Origin of the sequence: Noviherbaspirillum galbum, assembly GCF_010974945.1 — a bacterium.
GTDB lineage: Bacteria > Pseudomonadota > Gammaproteobacteria > Burkholderiales > Burkholderiaceae_D > Noviherbaspirillum > Noviherbaspirillum galbum.
This window is the reverse complement of the sequence record NZ_JAAIVB010000035.1, coordinates 132298-149840: the sequence shown is the minus strand read 5'-3', so window position 1 is coordinate 149840 and position 17543 is coordinate 132298. Positions and strand designations below refer to the sequence as shown.

The following is a 17543-nucleotide window of genomic DNA, read 5'->3' as shown; positions in this document are numbered from 1 at the left end:
TAAAGCGGGTGTCCCCCTCAAAACACCTTCTCCACCTCCACCCCCCTCTGCCGCAGCAGGTTCGGCACCCCATTCTCCCCCAGCAGGTGCAGCAGCCCCACACCGATGAAGCTGCCATCCGCTTCCTTCAGCAGCGCATCGATCTTGTCCGCCATTTCCGGGTTCCGCTTGTCGAGCAGCACCCGGTGCATGAAGTCCGAAGCCAGCGTCTTTTCCGCGCGCGTCTCGCGCAGATAGGCGTCCATCGCTTCGCCATCGCCCTGCGACCAGGCGTCGATCAGCAGGCGCGCCTTGCGCAGCGTGTCGCCGGCGCTGAGTTCGGCGAGATTCTCGCGCAGGTATTGTTCCTGCTCGGCGGCGGATAGCGCGTCGAACAGGGACATCTGGTAATCGGAGGATTCGAGTTCCTGCAGCGGCGCGCCGGAGGCCTGCTGCATGAGGAAGAATTCGATGGCGTCGCCGCGCCGGTAGCCGCTGCGCTCGAGCTGGGCGCCGACCAGCAGGTTGGCCACCACCCAGGGCTTGAGCCGGCTGACCTGGTCGTAGGGGATGCCGGCGCGCTGCAATTCCAGCTTGAGCTGCGCCAGCGCCTCGGGCGAGAGATGCCGGTCGAGGCTGCCGTCGGCATAGACGCCATGGCGCCGCAGCGCGGCCTGGAAGCCGTCGTTGTCGCGCACGTCGAGCTCCAGCACCAACCGGCGCGCCGACGCCAGCGCCTGGCTCACCTGGGGCCCGAGCGGGAAGAAGCCCGGTTCGCCGACATGGATGGTCCCGTACAGCCAGGCGGCATTGCCCTGGTGGCGGATGCGATACAGCGTGCCGCGCTGCCGCACGCTTTGGGCTTGTGCTTGCGCGGCAGGCGCTGCATTATTCTCCGCATGCGAAGGCGATGCCATTAAGCCAAGCATCAGCGCGGCCAGGCCGGGCAGGATAGACATTCTCGTTTTCATACGCTCCCTTACCCAAACGACTCTAGCAGATGCCTTCGCCGATTTGGTTGTTCGACCTCGACAACACCCTGCACAATGCTTCGCATGCCATTTTCCCGGCCATCAACCGGAACATGAACACCTATATGGCAGCGGTGCTGGGGGAGGGCGGCGAGCCGGCGGACGACGCCACCGTCAATGCCGCGCGGCTGGCCTACTGGAAGCGCTACGGCGCCACCCTGCTGGGCATGATCAGGCACCATCACGTGCGCATGGAAGACTTCCTGCGCGAGGCGCACCGCTTCGACGACCTGCCGACCATGATCCGCGCCGAGCGCGGCCTCGGCCGGCTGCTCAGGCGGCTGCCGGGCCGGAAGATCCTGCTCACCAACGCGCCGCGCCGCTATTCGCACGAGGTCATGCGCCACCTCGGGCTGCATCGCCACTTCGCCAAGCACATCCCGATCGAGTCCATGCACGTTCACCGCCAGCTCCGGCCCAAGCCGTCGAAGCAGCTGCTGCGCAAGCTGATGGCGAAAGAGGGCGTGTCACCCCGCCGCTGCATCCTGGTGGAAGACACCGCCGACAACCTCAAGGCCGCGCGCGCGCTCGGCATGCGCACCGTCTGGGTGACGCAATATCTCGCCACGAGTCCCAACCATACCTCCCTGGCCGGAAAGCGCCCGCCATCCTTCACGCGCCGCCCCGCCTTCGTCGATGTCAAAGTACAATCCGTACGCAGGCTGCCAGAGGCGCTGCATCGACTGACGTCCCAATCCGATTGCTCACACCACCGATAACGATCATGGCAACGACAAAACCGGGCGAACGCAAGCTGCAGATCCTCCAGACGCTGGCCGCGATGCTGGAGCATCCCAAGGGAGAACGCATCACCACCGCGGCGCTGGCCGCCAGGCTGGACGTGTCGGAAGCGGCGCTCTACCGGCACTTCGCCAGCAAGGCGCAGATGTTCGAAGGGCTGATCGAGTTCATCGAAGGCACGGTCTTCGGCCTCATCAACCAGATCAGCGAGCAGCAGGAGAACGGCCTGTCGCAGGTCCAGGCCATCACCGGCATGCTGCTCAACTTCGCCGAACGCAATCCCGGCATGACGCGGGTGCTGATCGGCGATGCATTGGTCAATGAGGACGAGCGGCTGCAGCACCGCATGAACCAGTTCGTCGAGCGCGTGGAGCTGGCGATCAAGCAGTCGCTGCGGATGGCGGTGAGCCAGGGGGAGGCGAAGGAGGATGAGGTCGCGGTGCGCGCCAATCTCATCGTGGCGATGGTGATCGGGCGCTGGCACCGCTTCGCCAAGAGCGGCTTCAAGTTGAAGCCGACGGAGAATGCGCAGGCGCAGATGGCGATGGTGCTGGTGTAGAGAGCGAGGGTAGGCATGCCGGTCAGGCGCTGTCGAGCGCAGCCTGGCCGGCGGCAGGTTTAAATCTCAATCTTTATTGAAAAGTGATCTAACCATGTCAACTAGGCTGGATCTTCTGCTGGTTGTGGAAGAACCTGCATTCTCGCAGTGGGTTGACGCGGTAGATTCTGAAAGCTCGGGTTCTGGTCTAGGTTCTTGATGTTCTAGGTCAGTCAGATTGACTTTGTATCCCGTCACCCGACCTTCATCATCTGTCATTTTTTCAAATATCAACGGGCTAGGATCCGACTTGGTAGCTTTTTGATTTTCAAGCCCACTCCGTTCGACATCGTTTCCCATCGAATCTTCTAAGGATCTCGAACCAGAACGTTCCAAAGCATTTGACGGCTCGGCAATTTCGGATCGTGATGGGGAAATCTGGTTCAGCAATTCCTTGCTTGAGGAATCGCTTCCTAGCTTGTGGAACGCCTCGAAATTTTGTTTCAGGGCTTTTTTGGCTTCCTCGGATAATTTCGAGCTCAATCTCATTGTGACAGCCTGACCAAGCACCTTTGTTCCGCTATTCACAGGGACTTGTTTCGAGCTGACTTGCAGTCCAGGACCAATAGTGTGTTGGATCACCGTCAGGTCAGTATTTCGGTCAGTCGATTGGCCCTGCGCGGGTTGTAGGGTAGGGTCAACAACATTCCCGCCTTGATGGGAAATGGAACCAGGTCCAGGCATGATAAACCTCTCTTGTCTGCGTATGGAAAAGTGCCATTGCTTTGCCTGCGCAATGGTGGGAATGACCGTCAAGCCTAGAACAACCGTCACGAAAAAATATAACTATTAACCATGTCTAATGGTCTGCAGTTCTTGCAACCACCCCTGCGCGAACCTACCCCACCCACCAGGCGGATCCGGGATCACATGAAATAAGACATGCCCGCTACCGCTGGCGTACCGGTGCCCTTGGTCGCAACACGAGACTGGATGAATCGGGCGATGACTCGGTTAACCTCGCGGATGGCGAGCGTGAGCGCGGAATTACCCTCATGGTCAGTCCGGCTGGCATCCGCGCCGGCATCGAGCAAGGCAGCGACGATGGCCTTCTGGCGAAGGAGATCAGCAATCAGCAGTTGGGTGTCTTGAGATTTCTGGTGCGGTTCCCTCGGCGGGAGGGGGATGCCGGTGACGATCGGCGCCAGGCCGGCATGTTCCATGCCGGCTGCCTTCATCAAGGGCGTGCGCCCTGCCTTGTCGGCCAGGTCGACCGTTGCAAGGTGCCTGAGCAGCAGCGTGACGAGATCCGCATTGCCGGCCGACGCCGCGAGAGCAAGGGCGGTCCGGCCATGATTGTCTTTCTCATCGATCCGTGCACCCCGGCCCAGCAGCAGTTCGGCCATCCCGGCGTTTTCGTGGATGACGGCGATCATCAGCGCATTTCTCCCCTGCGTGTCTTGTCGATGAATGTCGGCTCCGCGCAGCATCAGCAGTCCGGCGGTTTCAATGTTGTTGCACGCGGCAGCACTCATCAAGGCGGTCCAGCCTTCCTTGTCGGCGTGATCGACCTTTGCTCCCTTCGCCAGCAAGTGATCTGCGAGCGCGACATCGCCATGCGCCGCCGCGCTGAGCAACGGCGTCCAGCCCTGGCGGTTTGCCTGCTGCGGGTCGGCGCCGGCGCCAAGCAGCAATTCGATGAAAGGCTTGTTGTCCGCCGCCACCGCCGCCATCAGCAGGGTGCCACTATCGTGTCCAGCGCGGTTCACATCGACGCCAAAGCGGATCAGCGCCCGCATCAGGTCGCGGTCGCCCGCCTGCATGACCGGGAGCAGGTCGTCCGCGTTCCAGTCGCATAGCGGCAAGGGGTTTTGTTCGAGCAGCCTGCACACGGCGGTATGCTTGCTCCGGTCGGCAAGCGTGAGCGCGGTCTCGCCTTCCCGGTTCATGGCATGCCTGTCGGCGCCGCGTTCCAGCAGCAGCCGTGCCATGTCGACATCGCCGCGCGCGGCGGCGGCCATGATCGGCGTCGTGCCGTCTTCCGTGGCGCAATTGACGTCCATCCCCAGGTCGAGCAGCGATCTGGCGAGGCGCAAGTTGCCCTGCTGGACGTAGCGCATGAACTTCCGGGGAGTCGCATGCAGGTTCACTTTGCCGGGACGCCTGGCTGCACGCTGTAGGTTGACATCGTTGAGGGTCGCGGACGGACCGGAGACCTTTGCTGCCAGGTGCCGCGTCTGCGAATGGCTCATCCGGGAAGTGGATGCCGGGCCAGCTTCATCTCGATGAACAGGAGAAGCAGAACTGATCTTGGAAGGGAACATGGCGTTCTTTAAAAATAAAAATGCCGCAAGCAGGCGCATCGAAGCGCTGTTACGGGCCGGTCAGGATTGCTACTTTCGTGGCCGGGAAACGGGAACCGATCAAGGATTTTTCAACTATTAGGGCTGAATAATTTTTGACCGGCTTTCCGCTGCTTTCTTTCCGTGAGTCCTGCGCCGCGGGTCGTGAATCATCAGTATCCTGGCCGGGCGTTCATCTGGTCCTGCTCATGATGTCGAACATTGACCCGCGCGTACGGGAATGCATGGAAGAGCAGGAGGGACCGGCTTGCGCTTGCAAGGTTCGCGCGATGACATGATTCCGCCTCCGTGCCGCCAGGGCATGCGCAGTCCAACCTTTCGCATCGCGGCGGCTGGGGTCGGCATTGGCGCGCAGCAGCATCGACACGATGCCGTTCTGCTGCAGGATGTCGGCGGAGAGCGCCTCGATGAGGCCGGGGTGGCGCGCCGGTCCCGCGCCTGCCTGCTCCTCCGCGACCAGTGCCGCCATGCCGGTGAAATCCCGCCCGGCCGCGGCCATCAACGGCGTCCTGCCACGTGTGTCCGCCTGATCGACGCCCGCGCCCTTGGCCAGCAAAAGCTTGACGATGTCGGCATGACCATCGCGCGCGGCGACCATCAGGGGAGTACGGCCACGGCGGTCGGCGGCATCGATACGCGCGCCCTGGCAAAGCAGCAGCCGCGCCATGCCCGCATGGCCGTGCAGGACGGCGATCATCAGGGCGGTCCGGCCGTGTGCGTCGGCCAGATCCATGTCGGCGCCTCGCAGCAGCAGCATCCCCGCGTTTTCGATGCGGTTGTGGGTCGCCGCCGCCATCAAGGCCGTCGTGCCGTCGCGGTCGCCGTGGTCGATACTGGCGCCATGGTCAAGCAGGCATTCGAGCGCCACGGGATCGGGGTGCGTGGCGGCCGAGAGCAGGGGTGTCCAGCCCTGCGCATCGGCCAGGTTGACGTCGGCCCGGCGCGCCAGCAGCAGGTCGATGAAACGCAGGTCGCCCTTGTCGACGGCTGCACGCAGCAAGGTGATTCCATGGTCGTTGCGCCGGTCGGCATCGATGCCGAAGCTGAGCAGCGCCCGCATCAGGGCCAGGTCGCCGGCGTTCAGGACCGGAATGAGTTCGTCGACGCCATAGTGCGAGAGATGCGGCGGCGGTTCGTCGAGCAGGCGCACGATTCCGGCGTGGTGACGGTTTTCCGCGAGCATGCGCGCGGTGACGCCATCCGTCGTCCTGGCGTGCCTGTCGGCGCCGCGCTCCAGCAGCATCCCGACCAGGCCGGCGTCGCCCCGGTCGACGGCGCGCATCAGCGGCGTCATGCCGCGCTTGCCGGCGCAATTAATGTCCGCGCCGCGCGACAGCAGCGCCTTGCTCCATTTCAGATGGCCGCGCCGCACCGAGGTCATCAGCAGGCGCGAGCTGAGCGACATCTTGCAGGAAGGCGAATTCGCCTTGGCGCCACGGGGCGCCTGGCTCGGGGTCTCCGTGTCAGGCTGGCGCGACAGGGAGGGCAATGCAGGAAAAGTCATCATCGGGTTCGTGTTGGTCCGGACGCGGCAGGCCAGCCGCAGGAAATTGCAGGAAATTGCAGGAAATGGCCGCACCGGAGGTTTTCCCGCCAGCGCCCGGGCTTGGTGACGGATATGCCCACCGCGTGAAAACCGTCGCATTAATTGCGATTAGGAATGCCTGTGCGAGGGTTTGCCGGGGCTTTCCGCGTGATGCGCATTTCGGCATTCCCCAGTAAACTCATGGCCCTTGCCAATCATTCACGGCCCGCGCCGACCTTCATGCATTCCCCCAAGCATTTCCCCACGCTCGCCTTCGCGTCCCTGCTCATCGGCGGCATGGCCATCGGCTTCGCCGGCATCTTCATGCGCCTGTCCGACGTCAACCCGATCGCCTCGGCGTTCTGGCGCATGGCGCTCGCCGCGCCGGTCCTGTGGGCATGGGCCTTCGCGGTGAAACGCGAAGACGAAAAATCCGGCAAGCGCACCGACTTCGCCCGCTCCCTCGTCCTGGCCGGCATCTACTTCGCCGGCGACATGGCGATCTGGCACCTGTCGCTTCACTACACCACCGTGGCCAACGCCACCCTGCTGTCCAACTTCGCGCCCATCTTCATCGCGCTCTGGATGTGGATCGCCTACCGCACGCGCTTCGCCCGCATCTTCATCGTCGGCATGGTGCTGGCGCTGATCGGCGCCGTGATGCTGGTCGGACCCAATGCCGGCGGCGTCGAACATGCCAACAAGCTGCTCGGCGACGGCCTCGGCCTCGCCAGCGCGGTGTTCTACGCCGCTTACCAGCTGGTGATCAAGGATGCCCGCGCCGAATACTCCACCGCCCGCCTGATGGCCTGGAGCACCACCGTCACCGGCCTGGTGCTGCTGCCCCTGGCCCTGATGTCGCCCGGCGCTTTCCTGCCCGATACGACGGCCGGCTGGCTGCCGCTGTTCGCGCTGGCGCTGGTCGCGCAGATCGGCGGGCAGACGGTGATCGCCTATGCCTTCGCCCACCTGCCGGCCAACCTGTCTTCTGTCAGCCTGCTGATCCAGCCGCTGACCGCCGCGGTCGCCGCCTGGCTGATCTTCGGCGAGGCGATCGGACCAATCCAGATGCTCGGCGGCGCGCTGCTGCTGCTGGGTATCTACCTGTCGAAGAAGGGAAGCTGAGGCGGCGCATGACCGGATCGACGACCGCGCAAGCATGCTTCGCCCTGCTTGACGATTGCGCCGCCAGCATCGGCGACAGGCGTTCGCGCCTCTACACCGAATGCGAGTCGGTGCTGGCCTGCCATGACATCGCCGGCTGGCCGGGACTGCTGGCCCGGATGCAGGACGGGCTGGCGCGCGGCCTGCATGCGGTGGCGCTGTTCCATTACGAACTCGGCGCGGCGATGCACGGCATCGCGCCTTACCCGGACCAAGGAGAGCTGGCGCGCATCCTGCTGTTTCGCCGCATGGAAACGCTGTCGTCGATGCAGGTCCTGGCCTGGCTGTCCAGCCAGGACCGCGAGCGGGACGCGGCGGGCGTCGCCGCTCTGGCGGCGAATGTCGACGAAGCCGCTTTCGGCGCGGCGGTCGAGCGCATCCGGCAATACATCGAGGCCGGCGACACCTACCAGGTCAACTACACCATGCGGCTGCGCCTCGATGCCTACGGCTCCCCGGTGGCGCTCTACCGCCGGCTGCGGCAGCGCCAGCCGGTGCCCTACGGCGCCCTCGTCCAGCTCCCGGAGGGCGGCGCCATCCTGTCCCTGTCGCCGGAACTGTTCGTCCGCCACGAGGAAGGCCGCATCATGACGCGGCCGATGAAGGGCACCGCGCCCGCCGGCGGCGACCCGCGCGCCGACGCCGCGCAGGCCCGGGCGCTTGCCGCCGACCCCAAGAACTGCGCCGAAAACCTGATGATCGTCGACCTGCTGCGCAACGACCTGGGACGCGTGGCCGTCACCGGCAGCGTCAGCGTGCCCGAACTTTTCCAGGTGGAGCGTTTCGGCGGCGTGCTCCAGATGAGCTCGACGGTGCAGGCCGCCTTGCCCGACGACGCAGGATTGCAGCACGTCCTGGAGGCGATCTATCCCTGCGGTTCGATCACCGGCGCGCCGAAGCGCCGCACCATGCAGATCATCCGCGAACTCGAACCCGAGCCGCGCGGCCTCTACACCGGCGCGATAGGCTGGTTCGATGCGCCGGCGGCGGGACGCGCCACCGGAAACTTCTGCCTGTCGGTGCCGATCCGCACGCTCGTCCTGCAAGCGCCGGCCGGCGGCGTGCGGCGCGGCGAACTCGGCGTGGGCGCGGGCATCGTGCACGACAGCGTCGCCGCGGACGAGTTCGCCGAATGCCAGCTCAAGGCCCGCTTCCTCACCGGGCTGGTCCCGCCTTTCGAGCTGATCGAAACCATGCGGGCGGAAGCCGGGGGATGTACGCATCTCGACCGTCACCTGCAAAGGCTGGGCGCGTCGGCGCGCTATTTCGGCTTCCGTTTCGACGAAGCCGGGCTGCGCGCGCGCATCGATGCGGCCTGCCGCGACATGCCCCACGGCGTGCCTCATCGCCTGCGCCTGGCCCTGGCCCACGATGGCAGCGCCACCGTGCAGGGCGGCATCCTGCAGCCCTTGCCGGAACCGGTGAAGCTCATCCTCGCCGATGCGCCCACCCGCTCCGGCGATCTCTTCCTGCGTCACAAGACCACCCTGCGCGACCGCTACGACGCCGGCTGGCGCGCGGCCGAGGCGCGGGGCGGCTTCGACATGCTGTTCTTCAATGAGCGCGGGGAGCTGACCGAAGGCGGCCGCAGCAACGTCTTCCTCAAGCTGGACGGCGGGTGGGTGACGCCGCCGCTCTCGGCGGGCGTGCTGCCAGGGATGATGCGCGGCGTGCTGCTGGACGACCCGGCGTGGAATGCGCTGGAGCGGACAGTGACGGTGGAGGATTTGCGCAGGGCGGAAGAGGTTGTGGTGTGCAATGCGCTGCGCGGGGTGTTGCGGGCGGCGGTGGGTTTTTAACTCCGCGAACTCTCCTTCGCATCAGCGCGCTTGACTCCCTCCCCTTCAAGGGGAGGGCTGGGGTGAGGATGGGTTTCCGGCGCAAGCAAAGAACACGATTTTGATTGGGGCATTGTCAACGTTGTCCTTTGCCTGCGACCGAAACCCATCCCCACCCTAACCCTCCCCTTGAAAGGGAGGGGACTCTCGAAGACGCGCCCGCTGCCGCGTCGCCACCACCGCCCCGACCAGCAGCGCGCACGCGGAAAACACCAGTCCCCGCTGCAGACCGCCGGCGCGGTCGGAAATCCAGCCGACGATGGTCGGCCCGACGATCTGCCCGAGCGCGAACACCGTGGTGAACGCGCTGATCCCCGAAGACCATGACGCCGCCGGCAGGTTGTGCCTGACCAAAGCCGTGGTCGATGCCACCACCGACAGGAACACGCTGCCGAACACCACGCCCGACAGGAAGACCGCGATCGGGGAAGCGCTCAATACCGGTAGCAGGGTGGCGGCCGCCAGCAGGCCGTTGAGGATGGCCAGCGGCTGTCCGCCCTGGTAGCGGTCGAGCAGTCCCGCCCAGAGCCTCGACGACACCACCACGCCAGCGCCCAGCAGGGCGTAGAAGGCGGTGATCAGCGTCGGCGACATGCCTTGCTCTTTCAAGAGGGCGATCACGAAGGTCATGTAGCCGATGTAGCCGACGCCGAACATGAAGTAGCCGGCAAGGCCGAAGCCGAAGTCGCCGAGGCGGAATCTCTGGCCGGCCGCCGACGCCTGCACCGCGCCGTCGATGCGCCGCGACGGGCCGGCCATGAGCACGGCCGCGAGCAGGCAGGCGATGCCCAGCGCCAGCCAGGCCCATTGCCAGGCGTGGGATGCGCCGTGTCCGGCGGCGGCCCCGATTGCCAGCGGCACCAGCAGCGCCGAGGCGATGATGCCGAAGCCCGTGCCGCCGTAGTACAGGCCGATCAGGAAGCCGGCGCGCCCGGCATGGCCCGCGGCCAGCCTCGCCGCCAGCACGCCGCCGGAAATGAAGATCAGGGCGCTCGCGATTCCTGCCAGCACCCGCTGCAGGAGCAGCATGCCGGCATCGACGACGAAGCCGGAAAGCAGCATGAAGGCCGTGGTCAGCAGCGCGCCGCCGATGAGCGCCGCATGCGCGCCGAAGCGGCGCATAAGCGCCGGCGTGGCCAGCGCGCCGATGAAATACCCGAAGGCGTTCCCGGTGTTCATCGCGCCCGCCAGCAGGTAGGACCACGACAGGTCGGTGCGCATCGGCGGCAGCAGCAGCGCATACGAGAAGCGCGACATGCCAAGCGAGATTGCGGCGCCGAGCGAGAGGGCCAGCGCGGTCAGGACAGGATTCGGCGAGGAGGGCGCTGCGTCGGACATCGGTTCAGCTCCGTGTCGGATGCAGGTCGTCGGGCGCGTGCGCGGTCGGCAGCACCAGCGCCATGGCCATCAGCACGATGCCGGCGCCGAGCACGGTCGACAGGTGCACGCCTTCGTGCAGGAAGATCGCGCTCCACAGCATGCTGAACAAGGGGATCAGGAAGGACACCGACATTGCCCGGGTCGGCCCGATCTTCACGATCAGCGGGATGAAGATGGCTTGCGCGAGGCCGGACGACAGCAGCGACACGCCGGCGATGCAGCCCAGCGCCAGCAACGATGGCATGGCGGGTGGGATGGCGAAGGGCAGGGTGGGCAGCATGATCAGGCTGCCGAAGGCGAGCGATCCGGTGGCCATCGCGATGGGATGGATGCCGCCCGGGCGGCCGGTCTTGGTGACGATGATGGTCGACAAGGCATACGAGGCCGCCGCCGCGAGGCAGGCGCCGAACGACAGCAGGGTCATCGCATCGAGCGGCAGCGCGCCCGCGCCCACCAGCACCGCCACGCCGGACAGGCCGAGCAGCAGGCCCGCGGCCTTCCGTGCCGTCATCCGCTCGTTCAGCCACAGCGCGGAGAACAGCGCCCCGAACAGCGGCGCGGTGGCGTTGAGCACGGCGGAGTGCGCCGCCGGCAGGTGCAGCGCCGCGAAGGAAAAGCAGCAGAACGGCAGGGCGCCGGCAAAGATGCCGACGATGGCGAAGGGCTTGGCGTTGCGCCGCCAGTTCATCGAGACGCCGGTGGCGGCGGCAAAGATGAGCAATGCGGCAGTGGCGAGCGTCGTGCGCAGCAGCGCGGTCATCAGCGGACCGACTTCAGGCACCGCGATGCGAAGGAAGATGAATGATCCGCCCCAGATGGAAGACAGGAAGAGAAGCTTGAAGAAATCGCTGGCGGACATCGGGGACAGGAAAGGCGCGGAGGACGAACGGTCGTTCGCTTCGATTGTAGCACCCGGCCCGTTCCGCCGCGCCGTGCGGGACCCGGACGGCGCCACGCTGCCATTGAAATCGTCGTTACCTGATGCGGCCGCGCCACGGATCGGCGGCGGCCTTGATCCGCAGATGTTAAGCGATTGACACAAGCCAAGAGGCGGCCGGCGGTTTCATCAATAATCGGGGCAGGGAGAATACAACATGAAGTCTGGCTTCAAGCTTGCCGTGCCGCTGGCCGCCTTGGCTGCCATGCTCGCCGTCGTTGCCTGCGGCGACGGCCCGCTGCGCCGCGGTTCGCAGCAACTCATGCAGAATGAAAGCGGGGGCATGCCGCGCGACGGCCGCGCGGCGTCCGGCGCGGGAGACATGCCCGATGCCTCCGACGTGCAGGACCCATCCAGCGCCGGGCAGCGCCACTTCGAGGCGTATCGTTATTTCCAGCGGCGCGGCGCCGCGCAGGAGCCGCGCTGACGCGCCAGGCTTCGGCCGGTGACGTCAGCCGTGGCCTTGCCCGCATACGGCGCAATCCTCGCTGCGCGCCACCCGGATGGTGGTCCATTCCATGGCCCGCGCGTCTAGCAGCATCAGCCTTCCCGCCAGCGTCTGGCCGATCCCGGCCACCACCTTCAGCGCTTCCGCCGCCTGCATGGTGCCGATGATGCCGACCAGCGGCGCGAACACGCCCATGGTGGAGCACAGCACTTCCTCGAATTCCTGGTCCGCGGGGAACAGGCAGGCGTAGCAGGGCGAGTCCGCGCGGCGCGGATCGAACACCGAGATCTGGCCGTCCATGCGGATCGCCGCGCCCGACACGAGCGGCACCCGGTGGCGCACGCAGGCCCGGTTGACGGCATGGCGGGTCGCGAAATTGTCGCTGCAGTCCAGCACCACGTTCGCCTGTGACACGAGCTGGTCGAGGCGGGCGTCATCCACCCGCTCCTGCAGGGCGATCACCTCCACCTCCGGATTGATGCCCGCCAGCGTCTGCTTCCCCGACTCCGCCTTGGACATGCCCACGCGCTCGGTGGTATGCAGGATCTGGCGCTGCAGGTTGGTGAGATCGACGGTATCGTTGTCGACCAGGGTGAGCCTGCCGATGCCCGCCGAGGCGAGGTAGAAGGCGGCGGGAGAGCCGAGCCCGCCGGCGCCGATGACGAGGGCATGGGCGTCGAGGATGCGGGACTGGCCTTCGATGCCGATTTCATCGAGCAGGATGTGGCGGGAATAGCGGAGGAGCTGGTTGTCGTTCATGTCGTGTTTTCTGGTGATACGGAGCGCCTGCGGCGCATTCTCGTCCCATCCTGTCATTCCCGCGCAGGCGGGAATCCCATGTCGGTGTTGCATTGTCGCCGGGGTGTCTTCGACGGCTTAAAGGCAAAATGGGATTCCCACTTGCGCGGGAATGAAACGCTGCCGCCCTGTCGGTAGCCTTGACAAGCGGCTCCAACACCAAAAAAGGCCGCATCACTGCGGCCTTTTCTTCCGGTCAGGTCGGCTTACTTCTTGTCGCCGTTTCCATTCTTGCCGTTACCGTTGCCATTGCCGTCCTTGCCATCCTTCTTCTCGTTGATGGTGTTTTCCTTCTTGCTCTCCACCTTGGCGGACTTGGAAAGCTGGACCGGCATGCCCTTGAGGTGGTTCAGCGCCTGGGCGAGCTGGAAGTCGTCCTTGCCGCCGAATTCCAGCGGCTTGCGGCGTTTCTCGAGGGCGGCGAGGCGCTGCTCTTCCTCGAGCTCGTCGACCTTGGCGTGGGCCTCTTCCTTGTCCTTGTCGTTGGTCAGGTGCTTGGTAAGGTCGGCCTCGCGCAGGCGCAGGCTGTTGATGCCGTCGCCTTCGGCGGTCTCGTCCACCAGCAGGTCGGGAACGATGCCCTTGGCCTGGATGGAGCGGCCATTGGGCGTGTAGTAGCGCGCCGTCGTCAGCTTGACCGCGGTGTCGGCGGACAGCTGGCGGATGGTCTGGACCGAGCCCTTGCCGAAGGATTGCATGCCCATGATGGTGGCGCGCTTGTAGTCCTGCAGGGCGCCGGCCACGATCTCCGAGGCGGAAGCCGAACCGGCGTTGATCAGCACCACCATCGGCACCTTCTTGATGCCCTCGGGCAGCCTGGCCAGCGGGTCTGTCAGCGCGGTGCGCGAGGACGTGTAGAACTCGCGGCGGGCATAGAAGGTGGCCTTGGAATCGGGCAGCTGGCCATTGGTCGAGACCACCGGCACGTCCTTGGGCAGGAAGGCGGCGGAGACGCCGATGGCGCCGGGCAGCACGCCGCCCGGGTCGTTGCGCAGGTCGAGCACCAGGCCCTTGAGGTTGGGGTCCTGCTGGTAGATGGCGGTGATCTTCTTCGCCATGTCGTCGACCGTCGGCTCCTGGAACTGCGACACCCGCACCCAGGCGTAGCCCGGTTCGATGACCTTGGACTTCACGCTCTGCACGCGGATTTCCTGGCGGGTAATGGTGACGATGATCGGCTTGTCTTCTTCCTTGCGGGCAACCGTCAGCGTGATCTTGGTGTTGGGTTCGCCGCGCATGCGCTTGACGGCTTCGTCCAGCGTCATGCCCTTGACCGGCGTGGAGTCGAGGCGGGTGATCAGGTCGCCGGCCTTGAGGCCTGCCTTGAAGGCGGGCGAGTCCTCGATCGGCGAAATGACCTTGACGTAGCCGTCTTCCATGCCGACCTCGATGCCCAGGCCGACGAACTTGCCCTGGGTGCCTTCGCGCAGTTCCTTGAAGGCTTTCTTGTCGAGGTAGGCGGAGTGCGGGTCGAGCGAGGCGACCATGCCGGAAATGGCTTCCGTCAGCAGCTTCTTGTCTTCGACCGATTCCACGTAGTCGGACTTGATGAGGCCGAACACGTCGGCCAGTTGCCGCAATTCTTCCAGCGGCAGCGGCGCGGTCGCCTTTTGCGCGCTGGCCTCGAATTGCATGGAACCGGCGACGCCGGCGATGACGCCCAGACCGATAAGGCCGAAGTTCTTGAGTTTACTGCCCATGTTTCACCTGACTGTCACCCATCCAAGGGGATCAAAAGCGCGGCCCTGATGCCGCATTTCAAAGTATAAACCCGATTGTTCGTTGCCGCCGCTATTGCCGGCGCTGGCAATGACTTCGCCGGTCTTGACGAGATCGCCGGCATGCTTGAGCACCGCCTGGTTGTTGCCATAGATGGTCAAGTATTCGCCGCCGTGGTCGAGGATGATCAGGTTGCCGAAGCCGCGCAGCCAGTCGGCGAATACTACCCGCCCCTGGGCCACGGCCCGGATTTCCGATCCTTCCGGGGCGCGGATGAACAAGCCTTTCCAGGCCGGTCCGTCGCCGCGCTTGCCGCCGAATTTCGCGATCAGGTCCCCCTTGACCGGCAGCCGAAGCTGGCCGCGCAGGGAACCGAACTCCCGGGAAAACAACCCGCTTTGGACGCCGGGTTCGGGTGCGAGTTCATTGCGCGCCACGGTTTTTGGCGGTTCGTCGTTGTCTATTGCATCAGGATTGGCCGGTTTCGTCTTGACCGAACTCATTTTTCCCGCGACCGGCGGCTGCGCTTTCGCCCTGGACTGCGCAAGTTGGTCCTGCCGCAGCTTCTCCTGGCGCTCCGCGGCGGCCCGGGCGACCTCCGCCTTCGCCGCTTCCGCCCGGGCCGCCGCGGCTTTCGCGGCTTCCGCCTCGGCGCGGCGTTGTTCTTCGATCAACCTGCCCAGGCGGTCGACCAGCACGCCAAGGCGCTGTTCGTCGCGCTCGATGCCGCCGACTTCCTTGCGCTGGGCGGCGAGCTTGCCGGAAAGCTGGGCCACCAGGGCGGCATGGCGCTTTTTCTCCTTTTCGAGGACGGCCATCTGCTCGCGCTGTTCGCGCACCACCTCGTCGAGTTCGTCGCGCGCCTCCTGCGTGGCGAACTTGTTGGCCTCGATCGCCGCGAGGTTGGCGCGCAGGGCCTCGAGCAGGCGGGCCTGGGCCTTGGAGACGTAGCCCATGTACTGCAGGTCGCGGTTGATGCGGTTGGGATTGTCGCCGGACAGCAGCAGCTTGATGCGGTCCTCGCCGCCGGCGGCGTACTGGTCGCGCAGCAGCAGCGACAGGCGTTTCTGCTGCGCGGAGACAGCCTTGGCGATGCGGTCCTGCTCGTCGGCCAGTTGGCTGATCCGGGCTTCGATGCGGCGATGCTCGTCGTCGAGGTCGCGCAGCGCGCGGTTGGCCTGGGAAATGGCCGACTCAGACTGCGCGAGGGAATCGGCCGCGTGGCTGCGGGCCGATTCGGTGCGGGACATGTCGCGCTTGAGCGCGTCGAGCTTCTGCTGCAGCTCGGCGCGCTCGGACTCGGCGGCGTGCTTCTGCCGGAGGCGCTCGCTCTCGCGCGCGCTTGCGCCCGACGCGAGGACGGCCGCGCCCAGCGCGAGCGCTCCGAGCAATCCGGGCAGGCGCCGGCTTGCGGTGATTGTCATGCGATGGGGTGCAAGTGGATGGACGCGCCGTTTATTTCGACTTGCCCTGGCTGGCAACCGCCTTCATCGCCGCCTCGATCGCTGCCTGGTCGCCCAGGTAATAGCTCTTGATCGGCTTGAGGTCGGCGTCGAGTTCATAGACCAGCGGCACGCCGTTGGGGATGTTGAGGCCGACGATGTCCTTGTCGCTGATGCCGTCCAGCGTCTTGATCAGGGCGCGCAGGCTGTTGCCGTGGGCGGAAATGAGGATGTTCTTGCCGGCGCGGATGGCGGGCGCGATCGATTCGTCCCAGGCCGGCATCACGCGCGCCACGGTGTCCTTCAGGCATTCGGTGAGGGGAATCTGTCCGTGCTCGAGGCCGGCGTAGCGCGGGTCGGCGTAGGAGGCGCGGGGGTCGTTCGCCTCCAGCGGGTTCGGCGGCACGTCATAGCTGCGGCGCCAGACCAGCACCTGCTCGTCGCCATACTTGGCGGCGGTTTCCGCCTTGTTCAGGCCCTGCAGCGCGCCGTAGTGGCGCTCGTTCAGGCGCCAGTCATGGATGACCGGCAGCCACATCAGGTCCATCTCGTCGAGCGTGATCCAGAGGGTGCGGATGGCACGCTTGAGCACCGAGGTGTAGGCCAGGTCGAAGGTGAAGCCGGCTTCCTTCAGCAGGCGTCCGGCTTCGCGCGCCTCGGCGACGCCCTTCTCGGTCAGGTCCACGTCGGTCCAGCCGGTAAAGCGGTTTTCGAGGTTCCAGGTCGATTCGCCGTGGCGCATGAATACGATTTTGTACATGTCAAAAGGGGAAAGGTGGTTGGGAAATCGGGTTGAATCGGGGATCGCGCATGAGTTGGAAGGCGCTTGCGCTTCTATTTTATAATGTCGGGATTGCCTAACACCATTGGAGTAACGTGAAATTCCTGATTGAAAACATATGGTTGATCGGAATCGCCCTGATTTCCGGGGGCGCATTGCTGTGGCCGAGCCTTCGCCAGCGCGGAAATACCGTGTCGCTGCTGCAGGCCACCCAGCTCATCAACCAGAACAAGGCGCTCATCCTCGACGTGCGCGAGCCCGCCGAATTCCAGGCCGGCCACCTGCGTGACGCCCGGAACATTCCATTGAAGGAATTGCCCAACAGGCTGGGAGAGCTGGAGAAATTCAAGTCCAGGACCGTGATCGCCGTCTGCCAGAACGGCAGCGCCTCGGCGAAGGCTGTCGCCCAGCTCAGGAAGGCGGGCTTCGCCGAGGCAGCCAGCCTGGGCGGCGGCATCGCCGCCTGGCAGGCGCAGGGTCTGCCCCTCATCAAATAATGGAGCATTGACATGACTGCACGTGTCTTAATGTACAGCACCGGGGTCTGCCCGTATTGCGTGATGGCAGAACGGCTGCTCAAGGCCAAGGGCGTCGATGACATCGAGAAGATCCGCATCGACCTGCAGCCCGAGCAGCGCGCCGCCATGATGCAGAAGACCGGCCGCCGCACCGTGCCGCAGATCTACATCGGCGATACCCACGTCGGCGGCTTCGACGACCTCAGCGCCCTCGATCGCGCCGGCAAACTGGACCCGCTGCTTCAGGGCGCGTAGACTGGCGACCCTGGCTAGAAAAAGCGTTCACAAGACAGCCACGGCAGGGCGCCGCGACGCATCCCCGGCCGCGGCGAACGGCGCTG

At 65.4% G+C, this 17543-nt stretch carries 18 protein-coding genes; 8 read left to right on the top strand and 10 right to left on the bottom strand.

The window, feature by feature from the left end; translation table 11 throughout:
* Positions 1 to 17: 17 nt before the first annotated feature.
* Positions 18 to 938, bottom strand: coding sequence for a TraB/GumN family protein (locus G3574_RS09845; protein WP_163962505.1), 921 nt, complete (start codon positions 936 to 938; stop codon positions 18 to 20).
* A 41-nt stretch (positions 939 to 979) separates the two neighbouring features.
* Between G3574_RS09845 and G3574_RS09840 the strand changes: the two genes are divergently transcribed.
* Together G3574_RS09840 and slmA are read left to right on the top strand one after the other, a co-directional pair.
* Complete coding sequence (locus G3574_RS09840) at positions 980 to 1729, top strand: pyrimidine 5'-nucleotidase (protein ID WP_163962504.1); 750 nt, start codon at positions 980 to 982, stop codon at positions 1727 to 1729.
* 5 nt (positions 1730 to 1734) lie between these two features.
* Positions 1735 to 2310 (top strand): nucleoid occlusion factor SlmA, encoded by a 576-nt coding sequence (gene slmA, locus G3574_RS09835; protein WP_163962502.1) that lies wholly within the window; start codon positions 1735 to 1737, stop codon positions 2308 to 2310.
* Between the two features lie 66 nt (positions 2311 to 2376).
* Here slmA and G3574_RS09830 read toward each other — a convergent pair whose 3' ends face one another.
* The 3 genes from G3574_RS09830 to G3574_RS09820 all read right to left on the bottom strand — a co-directional run bounded on the left by G3574_RS09830 (position 2377) and on the right by G3574_RS09820 (position 6159).
* The gene (locus G3574_RS09830; RefSeq protein WP_163962500.1) at positions 2377 to 3105 is read right to left on the bottom strand and encodes a hypothetical protein; all 729 of its coding nucleotides are present in this window, start codon (positions 3103 to 3105) and stop codon (positions 2377 to 2379) included.
* A 110-nt stretch (positions 3106 to 3215) separates the two neighbouring features.
* Positions 3216 to 4409, bottom strand: a complete 1194-nt coding sequence (locus G3574_RS09825; protein ID WP_163962498.1) for an ankyrin repeat domain-containing protein — start codon at positions 4407 to 4409, stop codon at positions 3216 to 3218.
* Positions 4410 to 4824: 415 nt separating this feature from the next.
* The gene (locus tag G3574_RS09820) at positions 4825 to 6159 is read right to left on the bottom strand and encodes an ankyrin repeat domain-containing protein (RefSeq protein ID WP_163962496.1); all 1335 of its coding nucleotides are present in this window, start codon (positions 6157 to 6159) and stop codon (positions 4825 to 4827) included.
* A 258-nt stretch (positions 6160 to 6417) separates the two neighbouring features.
* Here G3574_RS09820 and G3574_RS09815 point away from each other — a divergent pair, with 258 nt between their 5' ends.
* Together G3574_RS09815 and pabB are read left to right on the top strand one after the other, a co-directional pair.
* Positions 6418 to 7302, top strand: a complete 885-nt coding sequence (locus G3574_RS09815; protein WP_163962494.1) for a DMT family transporter — start codon at positions 6418 to 6420, stop codon at positions 7300 to 7302.
* An 8-nt stretch (positions 7303 to 7310) separates the two neighbouring features.
* Positions 7311 to 9140 (top strand): aminodeoxychorismate synthase component I, encoded by a 1830-nt coding sequence (pabB, locus tag G3574_RS09810; RefSeq protein WP_163962492.1) that lies wholly within the window; start codon positions 7311 to 7313, stop codon positions 9138 to 9140.
* A gap of 156 nt (positions 9141 to 9296) precedes the next feature.
* Here pabB and G3574_RS09805 read toward each other — a convergent pair whose 3' ends face one another.
* Entirely contained in the window at positions 9297 to 10517 is a 1221-nt protein-coding gene (locus tag G3574_RS09805) for a YbfB/YjiJ family MFS transporter (RefSeq protein ID WP_163962490.1), read from the bottom strand.
* A gap of 4 nt (positions 10518 to 10521) precedes the next feature.
* Entirely contained in the window at positions 10522 to 11418 is an 897-nt protein-coding gene (locus G3574_RS09800) for a DMT family transporter (protein WP_163962488.1), read from the bottom strand.
* Here G3574_RS09800 and G3574_RS09795 point away from each other — a divergent pair.
* Both G3574_RS09795 and G3574_RS09790 read left to right on the top strand, forming a co-directional pair.
* Positions 11396 to 11596 (top strand): hypothetical protein, encoded by a 201-nt coding sequence (locus G3574_RS09795; protein ID WP_163962486.1) that lies wholly within the window; start codon positions 11396 to 11398, stop codon positions 11594 to 11596. The two genes, G3574_RS09800 and G3574_RS09795, sit on opposite strands and share 23 nt — an antisense overlap.
* Positions 11597 to 11653: 57 nt before the next feature.
* Entirely contained in the window at positions 11654 to 11923 is a 270-nt protein-coding gene (locus G3574_RS09790) for a hypothetical protein (RefSeq protein WP_163962484.1), read from the top strand.
* A 24-nt stretch (positions 11924 to 11947) separates the two neighbouring features.
* Here the strand turns inward: G3574_RS09790 and G3574_RS09785 are convergent, their stop codons facing one another.
* The 4 genes from G3574_RS09785 to gpmA all read right to left on the bottom strand — a co-directional run bounded on the left by G3574_RS09785 (position 11948) and on the right by gpmA (position 16663).
* A complete protein-coding gene (locus G3574_RS09785) occupies positions 11948 to 12703 on the bottom strand; it encodes a HesA/MoeB/ThiF family protein (protein WP_163962481.1) in 756 nt (251 codons plus the stop codon).
* A 245-nt stretch (positions 12704 to 12948) separates the two neighbouring features.
* Complete coding sequence (locus tag G3574_RS09780; protein WP_163962479.1) at positions 12949 to 14442, bottom strand: S41 family peptidase; 1494 nt, start codon at positions 14440 to 14442, stop codon at positions 12949 to 12951.
* A gap of 3 nt (positions 14443 to 14445) precedes the next feature.
* A complete protein-coding gene (locus G3574_RS09775) occupies positions 14446 to 15885 on the bottom strand; it encodes a murein hydrolase activator EnvC family protein (protein ID WP_163962477.1) in 1440 nt (479 codons plus the stop codon).
* Between the two features lie 31 nt (positions 15886 to 15916).
* Positions 15917 to 16663: a 2,3-diphosphoglycerate-dependent phosphoglycerate mutase gene (gene gpmA, locus G3574_RS09770; RefSeq protein ID WP_163962475.1), complete on the bottom strand. Its 747-nt coding sequence runs from the start codon at positions 16661 to 16663 to the stop codon at positions 15917 to 15919.
* Positions 16664 to 16779: 116 nt separating this feature from the next.
* On the opposite strand from gpmA, the gene G3574_RS09765 reads away from it, so the two are divergent.
* Together G3574_RS09765 and grxC are read left to right on the top strand one after the other, a co-directional pair.
* The gene (locus tag G3574_RS09765) at positions 16780 to 17181 is read left to right on the top strand and encodes a rhodanese-like domain-containing protein (RefSeq protein ID WP_163962474.1); all 402 of its coding nucleotides are present in this window, start codon (positions 16780 to 16782) and stop codon (positions 17179 to 17181) included.
* Positions 17182 to 17193: 12 nt separating this feature from the next.
* Complete coding sequence (gene grxC / locus G3574_RS09760) at positions 17194 to 17457, top strand: glutaredoxin 3 (protein ID WP_163962472.1); 264 nt, start codon at positions 17194 to 17196, stop codon at positions 17455 to 17457.
* Positions 17458 to 17543 lie beyond the last annotated feature (86 nt).